Source organism: Deltaproteobacteria bacterium (assembly GCA_016874755.1).
Lineage (GTDB): Bacteria > Desulfobacterota > Binatia > UBA9968 > UBA9968 > DP-20.
The window spans coordinates 76270-97231 of the sequence record VGTH01000020.1 but is presented as its reverse complement, the minus strand read 5'-3'; the positions used below and the strand labels follow the sequence as shown (position 1 = coordinate 97231).

Below are 20962 nucleotides of genomic sequence, written 5' to 3'. Positions count from 1 at the left end.
ACGAACAGCGGCGCTGACCAGTCGCCGGGTCACCCGCTCGATTATACCGCCCCAAACTGCCGCCCAGCATCCGCGTCTACGTATGTGCCGTTGACCGTCGGTGCGGAACCTTAGAGCGGAGTTATGGGTAGTGGCGCGATCTTGACAATAGACTTCCAAGTTCTTAACTTTAAGTTCGTTTCCGTTGACACATCGGCACGGACCTTACGTTGTTACCCGAGCCAGCAACCTCTCCTTAGACGCTGAGAAGTGGTTTGCTTTTTCACGGCGATGGATAGCAGGCTCAGCACCGCGGAGATTGAGCGCTATAGCCGGCAGATCATGGTTCCCGATCTGGGCGGCAAGGCCCAGCTGCGCTTGCGCCAGGCGCGAGTTCTAGTCATTGGCGCCGGCGGCTTGGGTTCGCCGGCGGCATTTTATCTCGCAGCGGCTGGCATCGGCGTCCTGGGTTTGATCGACCCAGACCGCGCCGAGCTGTCAAATCTCAATCGTCAAATCCTGCACGCTACCGAGAATATCGGCCAAGCCAAAGTCGATTCGGCCAAGGGCAAGCTAGCTGCATTGAACCCCGAGATTGAAATCAAAACGTACCCGCTGCGCTTGGAAGCGGACAACGCCGCGGACATCGTTGACGGCTATGACTTCATCGTTGACGGCAGCGACAACTTCGATACCAAGTTCTTAGTCAATGACTGCGCCGTTAGAGCAGGCGTCGCTTTCAACCACGCGGGCATTATCCGCCTGCAGGGCCAGACCATGACCGTGCTGCCGGGAAAAAGCGCTTGCTATCGCTGCTTCTTCAAGGAACCGCCGCCGCCAGAAGAAATCCTGAGCTGCCAACAAGCCGGTATATTGGGCGCCGTAGCCGGCACCATCGGCACCATCCAAGCCACCGAAGCAATCAAATTTCTCGCCGGCTTCGAAGAGGGATTGCTCACCGATCGTTTGCTCACCTACGATGCCAAGCGCATGAACTTCCACAGCGTCACGGTCCGGCGCGATCCCGCTTGCGCGGCCTGCGGCGATGGCAAAAAATCAGCCGCGGGTGCCAACTAGTTCAGAGGGAAAAGAATGGGTTTCGTCCAGGGGCTGCAGTGCCGCGAATGCGGGCACGAGTATCCGACCACGCCAGTGCATGTCTGCGAGAATTGTTTCGGCCCGTTGGAAATCGTCTATGATTTTGCCGCCATCAAACGCTCACTTAGCCGCGAAAAGATTGCCGCGCGCGAGCGCAATCTCTGGCGCTACCGCGAGCTGTTGCCCATCGATGGCGAGCCGCGCATTGGCTGGCACTCCGGTTGGACGCCGCTGCTTCGCGCCCATCGTCTCGGCAAAGCGCTGGGGGTCAAGGAGCTCTATTTAAAGGACGACTCCGGCAGCTACCCGACTTTTTCGTACAAGGACCGCGTGGTAGCGGTGGCGCTCACGAAAGCGCTCGAATTCGGCTTCACTACCGTGGCCTGCGCCTCCACGGGCAATCTGGCCCATGCGGTTGCCGCCCACGCCGCCACGGCCGGCTTGCAATGCTATGTTTTCATTCCTGACGACCTCGAGCAGAGCCGCATTGTCGGCTCGACGATCTACGGCCCGATTACCGTCGCGGTCAAAGGCAACTACGATGACGTCAATCGGCTGTGCAGCGAAGTCGGCGACAAATACGGCTGGGCGTTCGTGAACGTCAACTTGAGACCGTTTTATGCAGAAGGCGCGAAGACCCACGGCTATGAGATCACTGAGCAGCTCAGCTGGAAACTGCCGCAGCACATCGTAGTCGCCTCCGCCGGCGGCACGATCCTGCCGCGGCTGGCCAAAGCCTTCAGAGAATTCATCGACCTCGGATTGGTCGAGGATACCGGTTGCAAAATTTATTCGGCGCAAGCCGCCGGCTGCGCACCCATTGTCAACGCCATCCAGCAAGGCACCGACGTCATAGTCCCTGTCAAACCCGACACCATCGCCAGCTCAATCGCCATCGGCGATCCCGGTGACGGCTACTATGTCATTCAAGCGGTGAAAGAATCGGGGGGGTGGGCCGAAAGCGTCACTGACAGTGAAATCATCGAAGCGATCAAGTTGCTGGCGCGCACCGAAGGCATTTTCACCGAGCCCGCCGGCGGCGCCGAAGTCGCCGCCGCAAAAAAGCTGATCGACAACGGCCGCATCCCGCCGGACGAATCCATCGTCATCAGCATCACCGGCAATGGCTTCAAATCACCCGAAGCGGTGGCACCGCACGTTAAAGGGGCGCATCAGATCGATGCCAAGCTAGCCGATTTCGACAACCTGTTCGCTGCATTGCAAAAACCAAAGCTGTGAGATTTCCAAGCTGAGATAGTCTGAGATCTGAAATTTGAGATTCCGAGCGCTAGCGAGGACGTGAGCATTAGCGAGGACGTCGCGGACGTTGCAAGGCAGAATTGGAAGGGTTATTTTACCCCCACTGACTGTTCGCTAGGAGGCTATGTCATGTCCGTGCGAGTTCGCGTTCCGACCCCGCTGCGCAAGTACACCCAAGGCGCCGATGAGGTGGCGGCCCAAGGAAGTAACATCAAGTCCATGGTCGACGACCTGGAACACCACTATCCCGGTATCAAAGAACGTATCTGCGACGAGACCGGCAAAGTGCGGCGCTTCGTCAACGTTTTCGTCAATGGCGAAGACATCCGCTTCTTGCAGAACATGGACACTTCACTAAAAGAAGGCGACAACATTTCGATCGTGCCGGCCATCGCCGGCGGCTGCTAGACGACCACGGTGAACCATGGCGGTTGCCACTCCCAATCTCCGGCTCGTTACCGTCCCCACCGAGCGACCGGCCAAGGTCGACTCAGTTCTCGAGCTGATCGGCAATACGCCGCTAGTGCACATCACAAGAATCACCGAAGGACTTCCTGCCGGAGTCCGTATTTTCGCCAAGCTGGAGGGCTGCAATCCGGGAGGCTCGGTCAAAGACCGGCCGGCGCTGCGAATGGTGCAGGAAGGCATTCGCACCGGCAAGCTGCACCAAGGTAAAACGATACTCGATTCGACCTCCGGCAACACCGGCATCGCATTGGCGATGATCGGCCGCGTGCTCGGGTACCCGGTCGAGCTGGTGGTGCCGGCCAATGTCAGCGTCGAACGCAAACAGATTCTCAGTGCCTACGGCGCTCAGGTGACATACAGCGACCCGATGGAGGGTTCCGACGGCGCAATTCGCGTTTGCCGCGAAATACTCGCCGGCGCGCCGGAAAAATATTTTAAACCCGATCAATATTTTAATCCGATGAATTCCCAGGCCCACTACGAAAACACCGGCCCGGAAATCTATCGTCAGACCGATGGCAAGATCACCCATTTTGTCGCCGGCATCGGCACCGGTGGCACGATCATGGGCGCTGGGCGTTTTCTCAAAGAAAAAAATCCCGCTATCCGCGTCATTGCCGTCGAGCCGGACGACGCATTGCACGGCCTTGAAGGGTTGAAACACATGGCGAGCTCGATCGTACCGGGCATTTACCACGAGGAAGAACTCGACGAAAAAATCCCGGTCGGCACCGATGACGCCTACTCGATGGTCTACCGCTTGAGCCAAGAGGAAGGCTTATTGCTGGGGCAGTCTTCCGGCGCGGCGATGTTTGCCGCCTTGAAACTCGGGCGCAAGCTGCGCTCAGGCACGGTCGTTACAGTGTTTCCCGACTTCGGCGATAAATATCTTAGCACCAATCTGTGGGTCGGCTGGCGCGATCGCATGGCGGTCGGCAACTTAAAATTTTCCATCTAACGGTCATGGCAACCAGAACCAAAAAAGACGAGGTCGTGCGCCAGCATGTCTACCTCACCTTCCCGGAAACGCTGATCAACCAGCCGGTGCTCGCCCTTCTGGCCAAACAATTTGACGTGGTCTTCAACATCCGTGGCTCGACGGTGACCGCGGAACTGGCGCTGGTCGCGCTGGAATTGGATGGGACGCAAGCAGAAGTGGATCGATCGATTCGTTGGCTGAAGGAAAAAGGCGTGAGCGTTGAGCCCTTTCAGAAGGGCCCGCTGGACTAGCGTTCTCTACTGCGCCGTCGCCCAGATCGACAGCACCAAAACCCCGCCTTCATGCGGCGGTCCACCCAAGATGAAGTTTCCGCCGTTATTCAAACGCACAGTGGTATCGAGCACCGGCTTGTCACCTTCTTTAAGATTCACCTTCAAGGCATGCTGGTTATTCTTTGACTCCTGCGGTGAAACGACTAATGAACGGCCACCGGGCAGACTAAAAGTCACATTTGCTTGGCCCTGAACGTTTTCGCTCTCCTCCTTGAGTAGCTTATAGGACCGATACTTCATCACCTTCAGTTGTTTCTCGATGCCTGCAAGCCGACTGTCGAAGTCGTCGTTTTGATTGCTGGCAAGGATCGCGCCAATCTTGACCTGTACCGTCTGAGCGCTTGCCGCATCGAGCCCAAAGTACGCAGCGGCAAGGAAAAACAGGGCGCTAAAAAGTAGGGCCTTTTTTAGCATTCTCGCTGGTCGCTTCATTGTCACCTTCTGGATTTTGATACAGCCATATTACCGTTGTCTTGGTCTCATCCTCACGCAAGAGCGCGACGCTGCGGCCGTGGGCGTCGATGGATTCTACGGCGGCGAAGTTGTTGCGCTGCCCGCGACCGGGCAAAAAATTATCGTAAGAAAATATCGCCAGCAGCAGCACGATAACCGCCGGCACAGCCCAGGCAAGCGATGGCGGCGCGATCATGGAGCGCAGCCACTCGGCCCAATCGGTAGTCCACGAGCGTTTTTCTTCGATCCGGGTGCGCACGCCAAGCCAGAAGGGCTCAAACGCAATCTCCCCCGCAGGCGCGTGCGCCGCCTTCATCGCCACATTGAGCTTCAGCAATTTCTTTTGCGCATCCGTGCAGGCAGGACAGCCGTCCACATGCAAACGCATCGCTTCGGCATCGGCTTGTTTAAGCTCGCCGTCGAGCCAAGCTCCCAAAGACTCCTGAATACTCTCACAGTTCTTCATAAAAAGGCGCTCAACTTGTCTTGTAGCTTCTTTCGCGCGTAGTGAAGACGGCTCATCACCGTGCCCTCGGAGCAGCCCAGGATTTCCCCGATGTCTTTGTAGGAGAGTCCTTCGACGGTCCTCAATACGATGACGGCTTTGTGTTCCGGTGTCAAATCATTAATCGCCGAAACGAGCTTAGTCCGTAGCTCCTTGTCATGAACGTCCGAAAAAGGATCCTTGGCTACCTCCTGCTGCTGTTCGAAAGCCTCGTCCATGGTCTCACGAAAGTCCAAGGGGTTCCTTTTTTGGCGCCGCTGGGCGTCGATCGCGATATTGACGGCTATCCTGTAAATCCAGGTGTAAAATGAAGAGCCGCCCTGAAAACCCTTGATCTTGCGGAAGGCGCGAAAGAAAGCCTCCTGTGCAACCTCCATGGCATCTTCACGATCACGGAGCAGGCCTAAGATCACCGTGAATACCTTCTGGTGATAGCGGGAGACAAGCTGCTGGAATGCATCCACGTCCCCTGCTTGACTCCTCTGCACCAACTCCCAATCGGTTAGCTCCACAAGTAACCCTGCCGTTTAGACGCTATCTGAGATACATTATTCAGGTTGTCATTCGAGTTAAAAACAAAAACTTGAATTCTGTGCAAATTATCATACAATCACTTTGATTTCTTTACATTTTTGTCCGCACTGAGCGCTTTTTTGAGGCCCATCTATGCTGGTTCAATGTCCCAATTGCAAGACCACATACAAAGTCTCTGACGATGTCGTGAAAGGCTCGAGCGCAGCCTTCCGCTGCTCGCGCTGCAAGCACACTTTCGAGTTGGACGCCGGAGCACACGACCAGGCGAGCGAAAACGACAGCGAGGCAGGAGCAACGGAGGCGCCGCCCGCCACTGCCAGTGAGCCAGAACCCAGCGCTGAGCCGCTCGAGGAACGCGAACCGAAGTTTACGTTTGCACCGCTCAAGAAGAACATCGCGGTGCCGGAACAACCCGAGTTGCCCGACATTGTGCCGAACAACGTACCCGCTAGCGCGGCGCCGGCCGCCAACGATAGCTGGTCCATGGCGCCGCTCATCGAGAAACCCGAAGAGCCTTTTACGATGGCTGCCATTCCGGCGCAACCACAAGAGAAGACGTTCGAGGCAGCGCGCGAAAATCCGCCGCCCGTGGCTGAAAAAACTGCGCCAGACGCCGACCCAGATCTTTTCGACAACGTGCTCGCCATCGAGCCCTATCGCGATCAGCAAGCTTCGACAATGCCTTTTCTCAGCTTGTTTGCGCTGCTGGTGATCGGCTTCTCGCTCGCCGCGGCTTACTATCAAGCCCATCCGGCAGCGTCGGAAGACTTTGTCGGCAAGATTCCGCTAGTCGGCCGCTCGGTGGTCAAAAACAACCACCTCAAGAACGGCGTCCTGCTCAAATCGATGGAAGGCGCCTATCAAACCATACAGGGCGGCGAGGGTGCCAGCGCGAGCCGCGAGGTATTCGTTGTCACCGGAACGGTGGTCAATCAAAACCCCGTGGTGATCCGCAAGGTTCGTCTAGGCGGACGGCTTTTCAACACCGAAGGTAAGGAAATCGAACAGCAAACCATGTGGATCGGCAATGCCATCTCGCCGAAAATAGTGCGCGGCTTAACGGCGCAGGACATCACCGGACTGCAAAAGCTCGAGCCGCTGCGCAACTTCGAAATACCGCCCGGCGACAGCGTGCCCTTCACCTTGGTATTTCTCAAACCGAACCGCGCCGCGCACAATTTCACCTGCGAAGTCAGCGCCGCTGAAGGCACCGAAAGCTAAGACTTATTGTGCTTGGTGGAATCGTCGGTCGGGGTAACGTCGATCTCGTCGGACTCTTTGGTGGCTTTGCGAAACTTTCTGATCGCACCGCCGAGGCTTTCACCGAGATCGGGCAAGCGCCGATTGAAAACAACCACGACGATAACGAGAATAACGATGAGTTCGCTGAGCCCTAAACCAAACATGCTTGCCATTCTAACCGACTCGCAGATTCGTTGCCAATGACCGAGCGCCCGACAACGGTTCGCTATGCACCACCACTGCCGTTTCTCGCCTCCCGGGCGGCACGCGCTTTCGTCCTATCCTGCGGTTTCCATCTGCTGATGTTGCTGTTGCTCGGGTTGCCGAGCCCAAAAGCTCCGCCGTCCGAGCCTGCACCGATCGTAGTTTCCTTGGCGCCGTCTCCAAACAACGAGCGCGGTAGACCAGCGCCCCCGCCGCGAAGCGCGCCGGCATCCGCTCGCGCCGACAAAGCGCCTCTGACGCCGGCGAAGATCGCCAAAGCCGACGGGCCGCCGACGCTCAACCGGCACGAACCAGTGCGCGAAGCGGCCGCGAGAAAAGAACCGGCCGCGCCAGTGGCAACCAAAAAAGACGATCCTGTTCCATTGGCCATTCCCACCGCCCCAGCCACGACCCCACGGCCCAGCCCTCGTGAACAGACGGCCGAGAAAACCGTGATCGCCGAAAGGGAGCTGCCGACGGTAAAACAATTATTACCGCCGTTGTATTCGTCGGATGGCGGCGGCGGCCGCAGGAGCATTCCGCTCGAAACCAAGGAACCGCAATATGTCAGCTACTTCACCAGTATCAAGCGCTCCATCGACGCCAACTGGAAGTATCCCGAGCTCGCCCTGCAGTATGGCTTACAAGGGCGGCTGATTGTCGAATTTGATATTTTAGAAAACGGTCACCTGGAAAGCCTGCGCGTGATTCGCTCGTCGGGCTCGGCGCTCCTCGATGATGAAGCGGTCCGGGCTATCCGTTCCGCGGCACCTTTCGCCCCCATCCCACGCTGGATTGAGCAAAAGCCGCTGCCGATCACCGCGCGCATGGAGTATCACGACGGCCGCCTTACCCGCCCAACGCGCTGAGCGCGTCTGCTGAAACTAGGGTTGCGAAGATTTTTCAGTCCGAACGGCTTTGCCCCGCTTCCCAGCGCAGTATCGGTTTACGCGCGGCGCGCGCCTCGTCAAGGCGGCGCACCGGCGTCGAGTGAGGCGCGGTTTTGACCAGCTCTGGGTTGTCTCTGGCCTCTTCCGCAATGGCGCGCATCGCCGCGATGAAACTATCGAGGGTTTCCGGCGTTTCGGTTTCCGTCGGCTCGATCATGAGCGCGCCGGAAACTACCAGCGGGAAATAGATGGTTGGCGGATGAAAGCCGTAGTCTAACAGCCGTTTGGCGAGGTCGAGGGTCGTGACACCATGTTTGTGCTGCACCTTGTCGGTGAAAATGCACTCGTGCATGCACGGTTCGTTGTAGGCGATATGATAAACATCTTCTAAGTTCCTACGAATGTAATTGGCGTTCAAAAGCGCCATGCGGCTCGCGTTTTCTAGACCGTCGCCACCCAACGACAAAATGTAGGTGTACGCGCGCACTAACACGCCAAAATTGCCAAAGAACGAACGGACGCGGCCGATCGATTTGGGACAGTCTTCGCTCAAGCCAAAACCTTCGCCTTGCCTAACAATCCGCGGCGTCGGCAAAAAATCCTTCAGCGCCGCTTTGACCGCCACCGGTCCCGCCCCCGGACCGCCGCCGCCATGGGGGGTCGAAAAAGTCTTGTGCAGGTTCATGTGCAAAACGTCGACGCCCATATGGCCGGGTTTGGCGATGCCCATCAGCGCGTTTAAGTTGGCGCCGTCCAGATAAACCAAGCCGCCTTTGGCGTGTACCACCGCCGCGATCGCCTCAATGTTCTTTTCAAACAAGCCCAAGGTGTTCGGGTTGGTGATCATGATGGCGGCAACGTCTTGGTCCATTACCTTCTCGATCGCCGCCGGTTCGATAATGCCCTTGTCGTTGGAAGAGATTTGCACGACATCGTAGCCGCACAGGGTCGAGCTCGCCGGATTGGTGCCGTGGGCCGTGTCCGGCACGATGATCGTCTTGCGCGGATTGCCCCGCTCGGTGAGCAGAGCGCGAATCAACATCAAGCCGGTCAATTCGCCCTGGGCGCCGGCGGAGGGCTGTAAGCTCACTGCGTCCATGCCGCAGACCTCGCAAAGCATCGCTTCCAAGTCGGACAAGAGCTGCAGCGCGCCCTGCAGCAGTGCCGCGCCGGCCAGCGGATGGATTTGCGCGAACCCTGGGAAACGCGCCACCGTTTCGTTGATCTTTGGGTTGTACTTCATCGTGCACGAGCCGAGCGGGTAGAATTCGCTCTCGATGGAAAAATTACGCTGGGACAGGCGCGTAAAGTGGCGCAGCACCTCGAGCTCACCCAGTTCGGGGAAACCGGCGATCTCGCCGCGCAACAATGCCGACGGCAGCAACTCGTCGGCTTTATTTGCCGGGGCGGGCCACTGCAGAGCGTTGCGCCCGCTCGAACCGCTCTCAAAAAGCAGACGCGGCGCGGCAACCCGCGATGAGGACTTATCGGGCGACGGCTCGGACAAGGGTTTCAACCTCCTCGGGCTCGTTCATCTCGGTAACGCAAATGAGCAAGCAATCTTTGAGCTCCGGGTACCATTGCTCCAGGGCAACGCCGGCGGCGATTTTTTGCTGCGCACAGCGCGCCAGCACGGCGCCGGGATCTTTAACGCGGATCACAAATTCGTTAAAAAACGGCGCGTCAAAGACTCGGCCGCACTGCGCTTGCTCAACTAGTTTACGCTCCGCGTCGTGGGCGCGGGCTAAATTTACTTCGGCCAACCGGCGCAGACCCGCCTTGCCCATTAGCGACATGTAAACCGTCGACGCAATCGCGCAGAGGGTCTGGCTCGTGCAAATATTGGAAGTCGCCTTCTCGCGGCGAATATGCTGCTCGCGCGTGGCGAGGGTCAAGACAAAGCCACGCCGGCCGTCACTGTCCACGGTTTCGCCCACCAGGCGCCCCGGCATGCTGCGGACAAATTTCTTCTGACAGGCGAAAAAGCCATAGGCCGGTCCGCCGAGATTCATCGGCACACCTAAGCTTTGCCCCTCGCCCACCGCGATGTCGGTGCCCCACATCCCAGGCGGTTTCAGCAAGGCCAGCGCCAAAGCTTCGGTGGTCACCGTAATCAACTGCGCGCCAGCTTTGGCGCAGGCGGCTTGTAGTGGCGCCAAGTCCTCGACCACGCCAAAAAAATTCGGATAGCCAACCACGACGCACATGGTGCGCTCGTCGATTTGCGCCGTGAGTTTTTCCCCATCGGTGCCGCCGCGGGCATCGAAAGGAATCTCTTCCAGGGTCACGTCGGTGAGATTTTTGAAATAGGTGGCGATCACCTGGCGATATTGCGGATGGAGCGCGCGCGACACCAGCACGCGGCGCTTCTTGCTTGGCTGAATGCGCCGCGACATCAACACGGCTTCCGCCGCCGCCGAAGCGCCGTCATACACCGCGGCGTTGGACACTTCCATGCCGGTCAGCTGGCAGATTAGCGTCTGGTATTCGTAGAGCGCCTGCAGCGTCCCCTGGCTCACTTCGGGTTGATAAGGCGTGTACGACGTGAGGAATTCAGCGCGCGAGACAATGGCATCCACCGCGCTGGGAATGAAATGATGGTAAATACCGCCGCCGAGAAAGAAACTCCAATCCGCCGCGGTGGCGTTTCTTGCTGCCAGGGCGCTCAGTCGCCGGCGCACTGCCAGCTCGTTTAAGCCATCCGGCAAGTCGATGTGCGCGCGGCCGCGCAACGTCTCCGGCACATGGCGATAGAGCTCGTCAACCGAAGAAAACCCAAGAGCGCGGAGCATCTGCTCCTGATCGGCGGGGGTGTGGGGCGTGTATCGCATCGGGTCAGCTACTTGTTGTTGTCGTCGTCCTCTTCTTCTTCGTCGTCGTCTTGCTCGTCGTCGTCCTCTTCTTCTTCGTCATCTTCGTCTTTTTGCTGCTCGACGTATTCAGCGTATTCTTCGGCGGACATCAGATCCTTGAGGTCATCGTCGTCCGACATCTCGATGCGAATCAGCCAGCCGTCGCCGTAGGCGTCGTCGTTGATGGTTTCAGGATTGTCCGGCAACACATCGTTTACTTCGAGCACCGTGCCGCTCACCGGCGCGAAAATCTCGGAGACCGCTTTGACCGACTCCACCGCACCGAAAGGATCGTCCTTGACGATTTTCTCACCGAGCTCGGGCAACTCTACGTAAACGATGTCTCCCAGCTCCTCCTGCGCATAGTCGGTAATACCGATGGTCGCGGTATTGCCTTCGACCAAAACCCACTCGTGCTCCTTTGAGTAGCGTAACCCTTCGGGGAACTCCATGACCCACCTCCTGTAGTTTCAGAGCTGCCCGCGGTAAAAAGGCAACTCCACTGTTTTACAAGCCACTTTGCGACCGCGGATTTCCACCGCGAGCGAATTATCGAGACCGCCTTCGGCACTGCTGACATAGGCTAAGGCGATCGACTTTGCCAGCGACGGCGAGCGCGTGCCGCTCGTCACATGGCCAACGGTTTGGTCGCCTTTCATCACGCGATAGCCGGCGCGGGCAATGCCCGGCTCGACCAGCTCAAGGCCCACCAGTTTGCGCGTTAGCCCGGTCTCCTTTTGTTTAGCTAAAATATCGCGGCCAATGAAGCGATTCTTAGAAAATTTTACCACCCAATCCAAGCCGGCTTCGAGCGGCGTGGTTTGATCGTCCAGCTCATGACCGTAAAGAGGATAAGCCTTCTCCAGGCGCAGCGTATCACGCGCACCTAGGCCGGCGGGCACCAGCCCATGCGCAGAGCCAGCTTCGAGCAAATTGTTCCACAACTTTTCACCATCACCGGCGTCGCAATAGAGCTCGAACCCAGCTTCGCCCGTGTACCCGGTGCGCGCCACGAGACAGCGCACCGACGCGACGTCACCATAAGCAAAATAGAAAGATTTTATCTGGGCCAGCGGCAGCTTCGTCAACGGCTGCACGATCTTTTCCGCCAACGGCCCCTGCAGCGCGAGCTGCGCGTAGCGGTCGCTCAAGTCTTCCACTTCGACCGCAGGCTGATTGCGCGCATGGGACTCGATCCAGAGAAAGTCTTTGGCGGCGTTCGAGGCATTAACGCAAATGAGCCACCGGTCGGCCGCCGTCCGATAAAAGATCACGTCGTCGACGACGCCGCCTTGTTCGTTGAGCAGAAGATTATACTGCGCTTGAAACTGTTTCATGCGCCCGACGTCGTTGACCGTCAGCTCTTGGCATCGTTCGAGCGCGCCGGGCCCGCGCACCTCGATCTCACCCATATGGCTGACGTCGAACAAGCCGGCGCGTTGGCGCACCGCCAGATGCTCGTCGGTGACGCCGGTATACTGCACCGGCATCTCCCAGCCGGCAAACTCGACGATCTTGGCGCCGGCTAGCCTATGCGCCGTGTAAAGGGGCGTTCTTTTTAGAGCGAGGGCCACGAGGTTGGCTTAGCGTTCGCGCTGCAGAGAATCTTTCGCAGCTTTCAGGGTGTTGAAGAGCAGCATGCAGATGGTCATCGGGCCGACGCCGCCGGGCACCGGCGTAATCGCGGCGGCGCGTTCTTTGGCGGCGTCGAATTCAACATCGCCGCACAATTTGCCGCTCGGCAGGCGATTCATGCCGACGTCGATCACCACCGCGCCGGGTTTCACCCAGTCGCCGCGGATCAAGCCGGCCTTGCCGATAGCGGCTACCAAGATATCGGCGCGCGCAACCTCTTCGCGCAGGTTCGCCGTGCGCGAGTGACACAACGTCACCGTTGCGTGCTTTTCTAACAACATCAACGCCACTGGCTTACCAACAATGTTGCTGCGGCCGACGACCACTGCTTTTTTACCCTTGATTTCACTGCGCGTCGATTCGAGCAAGCTCATGATGCCGAGCGGCGTGCAGGGGCGAAACCCGGTGCCGCCGCCGAGCAGGAGTCGTCCTTGATTGACCGGGTGAAAACCGTCGACATCTTTGTGGGGCGATACGGCGTCGAGTATTTTTTCGCCATGGATATGCGCAGGCAAGGGCAGCTGGATCAAAATACCGTGCACGCTTTTGTTTTTGTTGAGCTGATTGATAACTGCCAGCAGGTCTTTTTCGGAGATGGTGGCGGGGAGCACGTGTTCGACCGACTTGATGCCCACCTCGCGGCAGGCCTTCTCCTTATTTTTGACATACACCTGCGAGGCCGGATCTTCGCCGACCAAGACCACGGCGAGTCCCGGAGTCAAGCCCCAGCGCCGTTCCAAGCCATCGACTTCCTCTTTGATCTGTTTTTGGATTTCCTTGGCGACGGCCTTACCGTCGATGATATTTGCCATGACTGCTCCGCTGCGCGCTGAAAAAATCTATACCGGAAAAGAACGGTTTGTAAAGGTCGCTGCCGCCACAGAATACCCATTGCCCCTTGGCGCGCTTTATTGACAAGCCATGGCGTCTTCTATTCTATACGGGAAAAGCCCATCACCACTGTTTTCGGGCCATCGTGTTCCTTCGCAAACAATGGCCGCAAAGGAGTTTTCATGAGCGCACCCCGCACCATCGGCGAGGTCAAAAACGATATACGCGAGCGGGTCGGCACCCGGGCGCCGTTTCTGCACGCCAGCAAAGAAGAGTCGGAAGAAGCGTTGGCCAAGATGCCGGACTTTGCCGGCGAGACCTGGGCCGCAGCTTGGAATTCACTGGGCGCCAAGTGGGAAGAGCAAGCCAACAGCGCCGAAAAAGCCGGCAACGCCGCCGAAGCCAAGTCAGCGTTTCTCAAGTCTTATGGATATTACGGCATCGCCCGCCACCCCTTTCCCAGCACGCCCGGCAAACATCATGGCTATGTCAAAACCCGGGAAATGTTTTTGCGCGCTTCGAGATATTTTGACATTCCCGTCGAAGCTGTGAAAATTCCGTTCAAAGACAAACCGATTGTCGGCCATCTGCGGCTGCCGAAAAAACTCCCGGCACCGATGATCATGCATTGGGGCGGCATCGACAATTGGAAGGAAGAACGCCACTCCTTCGGTGAGAACTTCGTCAAAGAAGGCTGGGGCTGCTTCATCATCGACAGTCCGGGCACCGGCGAATGTCCGATGTTGGCTGGACCCGACGCCCATCAAGTGCACCTCGCCGTCCTCGATTACTTGCTGAAGCGCCCCGAGGTCGACAAAAACAAGATCGCCGTCGTCGGCGCCAGCTTCGGCGGCCACTGGTCCACCAAACTGGCGCACCTTGCGCCCGACAAACTGCGCGGCGCGGTCAACTGGGGCGGCGGCATCCACCATTTCTTTCAACCCCAGTGGCAGGAGCGCTCGCGCCACGCCGATTCTTATCTGTTCGATCTCATCGAAGCGCGCGCAAACCTGTTCGGCAAAAAGACTTTCGATGAACTTTGCGCGGTGATGCCCGCGCTTTCATTGCTCAACCAGGGTCTGCTCGACAAACCCTGCGCGCCGCTCTTGATCGTCAACGGCAAAGAAGACAAGCAGGTGCCGCTGGAAGATTTCTACTTGCTGCTCGAACATGGCGGACCAAAGACGATCCGCCTCTTCCCCGGCGGCCACATGGGGGCGATTCCGAACATCTTTAAGACCGCGCTCGCCTGGCTGCACGAGAGATTGGATTGAAATACTTATTCGCCACGAAGACGCAAAGATCACGAGGGTAAGACAAGAAATGAAGACTAATTTTCCGAACTTCGCGTCCGTCGTGCCTTCGTGGTGAAAAATATTTGTGTGTTGAAGGACACAAGCGGATAGAATTATGAGCCTGTACCAACTGCAAAAACTCTTGTATCACGTCAACCGCGATGCCGAGCGGCGTGAAATCTACCGGAAGAGTCCCCAGGAATTCGTCAAGCGCTATGAGCTGACCGAGCAGGAAGCCCAGGCGGTGCTAAACATCGACACCCGCGCGCTCTACACTCTCGGCGTGCACTCGCTGCTTTTGCGGCCATTTACGCTGCTCAACAAGGTTTCCAACGAAGACTATGGCCAAGCCTTGAAAGGATTGGAGTGACCTATGCCGATCGTATTTGCCTGCGCCGCCAGCCATGCGCCGGGGATGACCGCCTGGACCGAAGCCGCCCCCAAGGAACAAGCCGATAAGTTCTTGGGCAATTACAAAAAGCTCGGCGAGCGCGTCGCCGCGGCAAAGCCCGATGTCATCGTCGCCATCACCGTCGAGCACTGGGCGAACTTCTTCTTGAATTCCATGCCGACCTTCTGCATCGGCCGCGCCGAGCATTATGACGGCCCGGTGGAAGAATGGCTGCGCATTCCCAAAGCACGCGTCCCGGGCGACGCCAAGTTAGCGGCAGAATTGATCGACGCCTGCCTCGACGGCGGTTTCGACCCGATGTTTTCCGACGAGCTGTTGCTCGATCATGCGACATTTCTGCCGCTGCACTTCTTAAACCCAAACATGTCGGTGCCAATGGTGCCGGTGATCCTCAACACGCTGACGCCGCCCATGCCCAGCGCCAAACGCTGCTTTCAATTCGGCGAATTTCTCGGCCAGACTTTGCAGCGAAGCGACAAGCGCGTTGCCATGATCGCCACCGGCGGCCTGTCCCATTGGCCCGGCGAAGCCAAACACGGCAAAATCAACATCCCCTTCGACAAAAGATTTCTCGACAACCTGATCACCAAAGACCACGCGAGCCTGATGTCCTATGGCTACGACGAGATCAACACCGAAGCCGGCTCGGGCGGCCACGAGATCAGAACTTGGATCGCACTGGCAGGCGCCGTACAGAGTTGGAAAGCGGAACTCGTCGACTACGAGCCCGTATATCCGTGGGCGACGGGCTGCGGGTTGGTGGCGTTTAATCCGTAGTCATCCGGATACTATGAAACTCGCTCTCCTTTTCGTTGCTCTTACGTTGCTCGTCGGGACCTTGCCAACCTCGGCGCAGCAAAACCCAGCGCCGGTGCAGCCGGAGATATTAAAGATTCCGATGAAAAGTGGCAGCGCATTTGGAGGTGGGGTTGACATGGTCACCCATCTTTACAAGCCAAACGGGAACGGACCATTTCCGGTGGTCATCTTTTCGCATGGTCGATCTGGAGAACGCGACAAACGTTGGCATCTAAAAGCTCCGGTTCTCAATGGTCACGGTAACTTTTGGTTGCGCAAAGGATTCGCGGTGGTAGCTTCGGTTCGACCGGGATACGGAGACACCGGCGGAGTTGATCGTGAAGCTTCCGGTGCGACCGGCAGCGGTAGCGCGTGCGGTGGCACGCCGGATTATTTCAGAGTGGCGCGGTTCGCCGGAGAAGCCGTGTTGACGACGATGGAATGGCTCAAGAGCCAACCATGGAGTAACAACGACAAAATCCTTCTGGTGGGTCAGTCTGTCGGCGGCTTAACCACCATCGGAGTCGCCGCTACGAACCCCAACGGCGTCATCGGTGCGATAAATTTTGCCGGCGGTTTTGGAGGGGCACCCCATGCGACCCCAGGCCGGAGCTGTCAACCGGATAAACTCACAGCGCTCTTCGGAGAGTTTGGCAAGACAATCAAAGCTCCGTCGTTGTGGCTCTATGCTGAGAACGATCTCTACTGGCCGGCCGAGGCGCCGAAAGAATGGCATCAAGCCTTCGCGGCGGGAGGAAGCAAAACCAAATTCGTCATGACGCCAGCGTTGACCGGCACCGATGACGGCCACAACCTTCTGGCAGTCGGTGGTCGTATGTGGTCACCGCACGTTAACGATTTCGTCAAGGAACTCGGCTTTTAGGCAACAAACAAAAACGCCGCTGGTAGTTTCCCACCAGCGGCGTTTTTTGTGACGTTTCGATCTAATCTTACGAAGTAATCTCCCACCAATTCTTGTTGATGTCGCTCAGCAGAAAGTGCGCGCGGCCGTTGGTTTGCAATTCGCGCACATCGTTGATGCCCAGTGCTTTGCCATTTTTCGAAAACTCTTTGTGGGCGTCTTCGACTTCTTCCGGCGTCGCGACCTGCAGCGTGAAGCGATTATTTTCGTTTAGATAATCGCGGTGCGTGGTCGGCAGCACGACGATGTACCAGGGGCCGAAGTCCGGCTTGCAGATATAGGTCGACTGGCGCCCGCCGCCGATGATGTCGAGCCCGAGCACGTTGGCGAGAAACTGATCGCTTTTTTCTTTGTCGTCGCAGTTGAGTGTGCCGTGGGTCATCGCTTGGCACAGATACGGCTTGTCCTGTGCCTTGTCCGGCGGAAGGAGCGACTGCCATGGCGTTTGCGCAATCCGCCGGCCATGCTTCAGCGCCCCAGGGTTGTAGTATTCGATTTCCAGATCGTTGCCGCCCGGTTCCTTGAAGTAAATGGAATAGGCGAAGTGGGCTTCGTGGGGCTTGGTCACGCTGCGAATCTTGTACTTTTCCTTGTTGGCGGTGATGTAATCGCAAGCCTTGGGAATCTCTTTGGAGTTGGCAACGCGAAAGCCGTAGTGGTTGCTGTGCGGCTTGTTCTTCGAATCGGGGCCGCCCTCGTGAATCCCCAGACGCCATCTGGTGTTGGGATGTTTCACCACCGCCAGCTTATCGGTACGCTCGAGAACTTCAGCATTCATCAGATCGGTAAAGATCGGCAGGGTCTCATCGAGCGCGCGGCACTCGTAGTGCCCTTCTGTGATGCCAATCGGTTTCAACATGCTTGCCTCCTCCACAAAAGTGAGCCGTTTAAACTATTTGCCGGGCATTATTAGAAACGCGCTAAAGTTTGTCAATTGGCCTGGCGCACCACCGGCGCCATCTTCACCGGCGCGCCCGACTTGGCGCACTCCGCCTCGAAGGTTTCGCGGATAATCGGGTCCTCGTCCTCGTATTCGATCTGCCAACCGCCGTAAGCGAGCGGCACGTCGGACTGAATCTTGCCGGGCTGGAGCTTGTACTTGCGGCTGAGAATCTTCAACGCCAAATAGCGCGACGGCTCGGCGCCGGAATTAAAATGCTGGTGAAACCAACCTTCGGGCGGCACCACGATCGATCCCGGCTTCCAATCGACCCGGGTCATCTCTTTGCCCTCGGGCCAGAGCAATGAGTAACCTTGGCCAGTAAGAATAAACACATGGGCGCCGGGGCCATGGCGATGGGCCTTTTTATAAATGCCCACCGGAAAGCGCGATACGTGCGAGCCCATCATGCTTTCGGACATCTCGAAAAAAATCGTCGCATTGCCCTTGCCGCGCTCGGCCCATTCCACCGGCTCGATGTTGATCACATCGGCAACGAAATTGGTCTCGACCACCCGGTCGCTATAAAGCTTGCCGCCACCGCCGAAAAAGCCGTCTTCGCCTTTGAAACGCTCGCTAAAACTAAACGGACAATTGGTGACGAACTCGGGATTGCGAAATAGATTGAAAACCAGCGGCGCGGTGGTCACCGACAACAACCGTGTCTCCTTGTCGCCCTGGCCGTTAAAATGCTGATACCAAGCGTTGAGCGGCACTGCGAACAGACTCCCTGCTTGCCACTCGAAGGTCTGCTTGCCATGGCCATCCTGCCAAACCGTGGTCGCGCCGCGGCCTGAGAGCACGTAGACCAGCTCTTCGTAAATATGGCGCTGCGGATTAAGACTCTTGCCCGGCGGAATGCCGGTGACGTAAGCATCGTCCATGTAACCGGCACCGTCGAGCATGATACAGACCCCTTCGCCGCCGACCCGGTCCCACTTCTTGAGCGGAATCGTGTAAAGATCTTCGACGAAAAAACCACGGATGATGTCGATCCCCTGCGACGCAATCCAGCGATCGTAGGGGGTGTCCATGATTTCGACTTTGCTTTCGACTTTTTCGTAGGATGGACGGTTGACGATTTCTGCCATTGAGCAGCCTCCCGAACTTTGTTCTATGTTTTCTACATTAGAAATGCTCAGAGCATCAAGCACCGAACGGGTGCCAACCCAACACTCCAGCATCCTCAAGATCCTGATTGACATCAACGCCAGAACCAAACATATCCTGGTGAGAACAGATCAACAAATAGGAGCCCCTTTCATGAGCCAAGATTCGCTGAGCAAACTCGTTGCCGCGCTGCAGAGCGGCGCCGGCCTGCGCGACGATTTCATCTATTACATGCCGTGGGACGACTTCACGAGCCTCGCCGATCCGTTTCCACGCACGACTTTCACAGTCAAAGAAGTGCAAGAATCGATTCGCCGCTATGCGAATCCGGAGAAACCCGGCGAGCTGTTTCAGTGGGACATTCACGGTCGACTATTCAGACCGGCCAAAGTTTCTATTCCGAACACGGCTGTCGTGATGATCCACGGCGGCGCCGCCAATGAGTACGAGTTTATTTTCTGCCCCGATGGACCGGAAGAATATCCCGATCTGACCAAGAAAGATCCGGCAAAGGCGCGAGTCGGTGTGGCGCAACATATCGCGTCCCTCGGTATTCCCGTGCTAGCGATCTCTCTGCCGGGCCACTACAGCCGCAAGCCGTGGGCACCGATTCCAGAACGCTTGCCAGAATTTATTATTGGCCAGGCTCCCAGCCCGACCGAGTTGAAGAATCGCCTTGGCGTCTACACGTTCATGATGTGCACCGAGGCAATCAAAGCGCTCGTCGAAAAAAATCTCAGCGAAGCAATTTATATGTGGGGCCATTCCACCGGCGGCGAGTATTTTTACTTGATGGAGCAGTATGGTCTGAAGAACAAACTCATCGGCGGCCTCGGTTACGGCACCGGCATGCCGGCGTGGGTGCGCAAAGAGTGGGACCTGGCCTGCGCTGAGAAATCGCCCGAAGAACGCGCCGCGCAATTTAAAAACTTGACCGATTTGAGCCGCCGCTCGCCGAAGGGCTACACCAAGAGCGGCTACGTCGGTCCCAATCAACCCTGGGGCAGTGTCGAGAACTGGTTCGAAAAAGAAAACCATCGCCGGCCGCAGTTCAAGCCGTTTTTGCAAGACATCGAGCACAGCGCCCACGACGTCTTGCTGCCGCAAATCAAGCGCGTTTCACAATTGCCGGACGACGAGTTGTTCATCACCTACAAGTCCGATTTGAATAATCTCAAGGGCAAGAAGCTCATGCACATCGTCGGGGAGAACGACAAAGGCCACTGGATCGAAGGCGGCGAACGGGGTTTGGAGTTTCGCCGCGAGGTTTATGCCTTCAAGCGCTTCAAACCCATCGCCAAAGACTTGCGCCTAGTCGTCGTGCCGAAACTGACCCACTATGGTCACGTCGAGAGCTATAACGAGCGGCTCGCCAACATCATGGTGGCGGGATTCAAGGAATATTTTCAGCGTTAGCCAGCTACCCCAAAAACGCGAGGGGCGGTTGGCCGCCCCTCGCCATGCGCGAAATCCTATCTGCCGCGAAACTTCGCATGCCGGCGGTGATCGCCGACATGATCCAGGCGACGATTGATACGATCGCCACGGACGTCGAGACGGCGCTCGATGCGATCGCCGCGGTTATCCAATCGCCGCTCGATCACGTCACCGCGATGGTCTAAACGCCTCTCAACACGGTCGCCGCGCTTGTCCCAATATTTTTCCAGCCGGTCGCCTTTGCGATCCAAACGTTCGGCCAGCTTGGTGTTGCCAGCGGCGCGCGCTTTTTCGGCAAGCGCGTCGTAGCGGTCGTTGATGCGATCGCCTCTGACATCGAACCGATCGTTAATGTGATCGCCGCGCCGATCCAAGCGATCGTTGATGCGATCACCGCGCGCGTCGAGCCGGTCGTTGATCCGGTCGCCGCGCCGGTCGAGCCGGGCATCGATGCGGTCGCCCAGTCGATCCCAATAGTCGCCTTCCTCCGCCCTTGCCACGTTCGCAGAACCCAGTGCCAACACAGCCAAACCCACTAGCAATGTCTTTTTCATTTTTTGTCCTCCATTGGGGTGTTAATGTCTTTACTTCGGCGCCTCGTAACGATTGGACGGCGCCGCCGGGCAAAGGTTTACCGGACCCAAGAAACCGCCCCGCTTTAAGTCAAAACTCCGTGTTTTTTCAAAGTGTTATCGTCGCGTGGGGAAAGCGAAATCGGCGCTGCAAAAAGGCTTTGATTGCTTGACAGCTTTGCCAATCTCACTTACAGATTGCTGACGGGCAAATTCATGCCAAGTCAATCGCTAACGACGATTTCACTGCCAA

At 57.5% G+C, this 20962-nt stretch carries 24 protein-coding genes; 12 read left to right on the top strand and 12 right to left on the bottom strand.

Annotated elements, in window-relative coordinates:
- Positions 1–270: 270 nt before the first annotated feature.
- The 5 genes from FJ145_13915 (at position 271) to FJ145_13895 (ending at position 4035) form a co-directional block, all read left to right on the top strand.
- Entirely contained in the window at positions 271–1056 is a 786-nt protein-coding gene (locus tag FJ145_13915; GenBank protein ID MBM4262512.1) for a HesA/MoeB/ThiF family protein, read from the top strand.
- 15 nt (positions 1057–1071) lie between these two features.
- Positions 1072–2316, top strand: coding sequence for a threonine synthase (locus tag FJ145_13910; GenBank protein MBM4262511.1), 1245 nt, complete (start codon positions 1072–1074; stop codon positions 2314–2316).
- A gap of 150 nt (positions 2317–2466) precedes the next feature.
- A complete protein-coding gene (locus FJ145_13905) occupies positions 2467–2745 on the top strand; it encodes a MoaD/ThiS family protein (GenBank protein MBM4262510.1) in 279 nt (92 codons plus the stop codon).
- 16 nt (positions 2746–2761) lie between these two features.
- Entirely contained in the window at positions 2762–3763 is a 1002-nt protein-coding gene (locus FJ145_13900) for a cysteine synthase (protein MBM4262509.1), read from the top strand.
- Between the two features lie 5 nt (positions 3764–3768).
- Entirely contained in the window at positions 3769–4035 is a 267-nt protein-coding gene (locus FJ145_13895; protein ID MBM4262508.1) for a FeS-binding protein, read from the top strand.
- Between the two features lie 6 nt (positions 4036–4041).
- Here the strand turns inward: FJ145_13895 and FJ145_13890 are convergent, their stop codons facing one another.
- From FJ145_13890 to FJ145_13880, 3 genes are read right to left on the bottom strand one after another with little or no spacing between them, the layout of a single operon-like run.
- A complete protein-coding gene (locus tag FJ145_13890) occupies positions 4042–4509 on the bottom strand; it encodes a hypothetical protein (protein MBM4262507.1) in 468 nt (155 codons plus the stop codon).
- On the bottom strand, positions 4466–4996 hold the full coding sequence (locus FJ145_13885; GenBank protein MBM4262506.1) for a zf-HC2 domain-containing protein: 531 nt from the start codon (positions 4994–4996) through the stop codon (positions 4466–4468). Before FJ145_13885 ends, FJ145_13890 begins: the two co-directional genes overlap by 44 nt.
- Complete coding sequence (locus FJ145_13880) at positions 4993–5547, bottom strand: sigma-70 family RNA polymerase sigma factor (GenBank protein MBM4262505.1); 555 nt, start codon at positions 5545–5547, stop codon at positions 4993–4995. Before FJ145_13880 ends, FJ145_13885 begins: the two co-directional genes overlap by 4 nt.
- 154 nt (positions 5548–5701) lie before the next feature.
- Here FJ145_13880 and FJ145_13875 point away from each other — a divergent pair, with 154 nt between their 5' ends.
- Positions 5702–6790 (top strand): DUF3426 domain-containing protein, encoded by a 1089-nt coding sequence (locus FJ145_13875; GenBank protein ID MBM4262504.1) that lies wholly within the window; start codon positions 5702–5704, stop codon positions 6788–6790.
- Here FJ145_13875 and FJ145_13870 read toward each other — a convergent pair.
- Positions 6787–6975 (bottom strand): twin-arginine translocase TatA/TatE family subunit, encoded by a 189-nt coding sequence (locus FJ145_13870; GenBank protein MBM4262503.1) that lies wholly within the window; start codon positions 6973–6975, stop codon positions 6787–6789. The genes FJ145_13875 and FJ145_13870 overlap by 4 nt on opposite strands.
- A 36-nt stretch (positions 6976–7011) precedes the next feature.
- Here FJ145_13870 and FJ145_13865 point away from each other — a divergent pair, with 36 nt between their 5' ends.
- Positions 7012–7884, top strand: coding sequence for an energy transducer TonB (locus FJ145_13865; protein MBM4262502.1), 873 nt, complete (start codon positions 7012–7014; stop codon positions 7882–7884).
- A gap of 34 nt (positions 7885–7918) precedes the next feature.
- Here the strand turns inward: FJ145_13865 and FJ145_13860 are convergent, their stop codons facing one another.
- The 5 genes from FJ145_13860 to folD are packed head-to-tail and all read right to left on the bottom strand — an operon-like array spanning position 7919 to position 13204.
- Positions 7919–9421 carry a glycine dehydrogenase subunit 2 gene (locus FJ145_13860; GenBank protein MBM4262501.1) on the bottom strand — a complete coding sequence of 501 codons (1503 nt, stop codon included), beginning with the start codon at positions 9419–9421 and terminating at the stop codon, positions 7919–7921.
- Positions 9390–10736, bottom strand: a complete 1347-nt coding sequence (locus FJ145_13855) for an aminomethyl-transferring glycine dehydrogenase subunit GcvPA (protein ID MBM4262500.1) — start codon at positions 10734–10736, stop codon at positions 9390–9392. Before FJ145_13855 ends, FJ145_13860 begins: the two co-directional genes overlap by 32 nt.
- Positions 10737–10744: 8 nt before the next feature.
- Positions 10745–11209, bottom strand: coding sequence for a glycine cleavage system protein GcvH (gene gcvH, locus FJ145_13850; GenBank protein ID MBM4262499.1), 465 nt, complete (start codon positions 11207–11209; stop codon positions 10745–10747).
- A gap of 18 nt (positions 11210–11227) precedes the next feature.
- Entirely contained in the window at positions 11228–12331 is a 1104-nt protein-coding gene (gene gcvT / locus FJ145_13845; protein ID MBM4262498.1) for a glycine cleavage system aminomethyltransferase GcvT, read from the bottom strand.
- Between the two features lie 9 nt (positions 12332–12340).
- On the bottom strand, positions 12341–13204 hold the full coding sequence (folD, locus tag FJ145_13840) for a bifunctional methylenetetrahydrofolate dehydrogenase/methenyltetrahydrofolate cyclohydrolase FolD (GenBank protein MBM4262497.1): 864 nt from the start codon (positions 13202–13204) through the stop codon (positions 12341–12343).
- A gap of 201 nt (positions 13205–13405) precedes the next feature.
- Between folD and FJ145_13835 the strand changes: the two genes are divergently transcribed.
- The 4 genes from FJ145_13835 (at position 13406) to FJ145_13820 (ending at position 16611) form a co-directional block, all read left to right on the top strand.
- Positions 13406–14497 (top strand): alpha/beta fold hydrolase, encoded by a 1092-nt coding sequence (locus FJ145_13835; GenBank protein ID MBM4262496.1) that lies wholly within the window; start codon positions 13406–13408, stop codon positions 14495–14497.
- 136 nt (positions 14498–14633) lie between these two features.
- Entirely contained in the window at positions 14634–14888 is a 255-nt protein-coding gene (locus FJ145_13830; GenBank protein ID MBM4262495.1) for a hypothetical protein, read from the top strand.
- A gap of 3 nt (positions 14889–14891) precedes the next feature.
- Entirely contained in the window at positions 14892–15707 is an 816-nt protein-coding gene (locus tag FJ145_13825; GenBank protein ID MBM4262494.1) for a hypothetical protein, read from the top strand.
- Between the two features lie 13 nt (positions 15708–15720).
- The gene (locus FJ145_13820; GenBank protein MBM4262493.1) at positions 15721–16611 is read left to right on the top strand and encodes a dipeptidyl aminopeptidase; all 891 of its coding nucleotides are present in this window, start codon (positions 15721–15723) and stop codon (positions 16609–16611) included.
- A 67-nt stretch (positions 16612–16678) separates the two neighbouring features.
- Here the strand turns inward: FJ145_13820 and FJ145_13815 are convergent, their stop codons facing one another.
- Both FJ145_13815 and FJ145_13810 read right to left on the bottom strand, forming a co-directional pair.
- Complete coding sequence (locus FJ145_13815) at positions 16679–17509, bottom strand: VOC family protein (GenBank protein MBM4262492.1); 831 nt, start codon at positions 17507–17509, stop codon at positions 16679–16681.
- A gap of 71 nt (positions 17510–17580) precedes the next feature.
- On the bottom strand, positions 17581–18795 hold the full coding sequence (locus tag FJ145_13810; GenBank protein MBM4262491.1) for a cupin domain-containing protein: 1215 nt from the start codon (positions 18793–18795) through the stop codon (positions 17581–17583).
- Positions 18796–18853: 58 nt separating this feature from the next.
- Between FJ145_13810 and FJ145_13805 the strand changes: the two genes are divergently transcribed.
- Positions 18854–20116: a hypothetical protein gene (locus FJ145_13805; protein ID MBM4262490.1), complete on the top strand. Its 1263-nt coding sequence runs from the start codon at positions 18854–18856 to the stop codon at positions 20114–20116.
- 56 nt (positions 20117–20172) lie between these two features.
- Here FJ145_13805 and FJ145_13800 read toward each other — a convergent pair whose 3' ends face one another.
- Entirely contained in the window at positions 20173–20691 is a 519-nt protein-coding gene (locus FJ145_13800) for a hypothetical protein (protein ID MBM4262489.1), read from the bottom strand.
- Between the last annotated feature and the right edge of the window lie 271 nt (positions 20692–20962).

Bases quoted from the DNA above. Each gene is read 5' to 3' on its own strand.
- FJ145_13895 (MBM4262508.1), top strand. From the start codon at position 3,769: ATGGCAACCAGAACCAAAAAAGACGAGGTCGTGCGCCAGCATGTCTAC.
- FJ145_13855 (MBM4262500.1), bottom strand. From the start codon at position 10,736: ATGCGATACACGCCCCACACCCCCGCCGATCAGGAGCAGATGCTCCGC.
- FJ145_13830 (MBM4262495.1), top strand. From the start codon at position 14,634: ATGAGCCTGTACCAACTGCAAAAACTCTTGTATCACGTCAACCGCGAT.
- FJ145_13870 (MBM4262503.1), bottom strand. From the start codon at position 6,975: ATGTTTGGTTTAGGGCTCAGCGAACTCATCGTTATTCTCGTTATCGTC.
- FJ145_13800 (MBM4262489.1), bottom strand. From the start codon at position 20,691: ATGAAAAAGACATTGCTAGTGGGTTTGGCTGTGTTGGCACTGGGTTCT.
- FJ145_13875 (MBM4262504.1), top strand. From the start codon at position 5,702: ATGCTGGTTCAATGTCCCAATTGCAAGACCACATACAAAGTCTCTGAC.
- FJ145_13865 (MBM4262502.1), top strand. From the start codon at position 7,012: ATGACCGAGCGCCCGACAACGGTTCGCTATGCACCACCACTGCCGTTT.
- gcvH (MBM4262499.1), bottom strand. From the start codon at position 11,209: ATGGAGTTCCCCGAAGGGTTACGCTACTCAAAGGAGCACGAGTGGGTT.
- FJ145_13815 (MBM4262492.1), bottom strand. From the start codon at position 17,509: ATGTTGAAACCGATTGGCATCACAGAAGGGCACTACGAGTGCCGCGCG.
- FJ145_13890 (MBM4262507.1), bottom strand. From the start codon at position 4,509: ATGAAGCGACCAGCGAGAATGCTAAAAAAGGCCCTACTTTTTAGCGCC.
- FJ145_13835 (MBM4262496.1), top strand. From the start codon at position 13,406: ATGAGCGCACCCCGCACCATCGGCGAGGTCAAAAACGATATACGCGAG.
- FJ145_13805 (MBM4262490.1), top strand. From the start codon at position 18,854: ATGAGCCAAGATTCGCTGAGCAAACTCGTTGCCGCGCTGCAGAGCGGC.
- FJ145_13810 (MBM4262491.1), bottom strand. From the start codon at position 18,795: ATGTCAATCAGGATCTTGAGGATGCTGGAGTGTTGGGTTGGCACCCGT.
- FJ145_13820 (MBM4262493.1), top strand. From the start codon at position 15,721: ATGAAACTCGCTCTCCTTTTCGTTGCTCTTACGTTGCTCGTCGGGACC.
- FJ145_13825 (MBM4262494.1), top strand. From the start codon at position 14,892: ATGCCGATCGTATTTGCCTGCGCCGCCAGCCATGCGCCGGGGATGACC.
- FJ145_13885 (MBM4262506.1), bottom strand. From the start codon at position 4,996: ATGAAGAACTGTGAGAGTATTCAGGAGTCTTTGGGAGCTTGGCTCGAC.
- FJ145_13910 (MBM4262511.1), top strand. From the start codon at position 1,072: ATGGGTTTCGTCCAGGGGCTGCAGTGCCGCGAATGCGGGCACGAGTAT.
- FJ145_13905 (MBM4262510.1), top strand. From the start codon at position 2,467: ATGTCCGTGCGAGTTCGCGTTCCGACCCCGCTGCGCAAGTACACCCAA.
- folD (MBM4262497.1), bottom strand. From the start codon at position 13,204: ATGGCAAATATCATCGACGGTAAGGCCGTCGCCAAGGAAATCCAAAAA.
- FJ145_13900 (MBM4262509.1), top strand. From the start codon at position 2,762: ATGGCGGTTGCCACTCCCAATCTCCGGCTCGTTACCGTCCCCACCGAG.
- FJ145_13915 (MBM4262512.1), top strand. From the start codon at position 271: ATGGATAGCAGGCTCAGCACCGCGGAGATTGAGCGCTATAGCCGGCAG.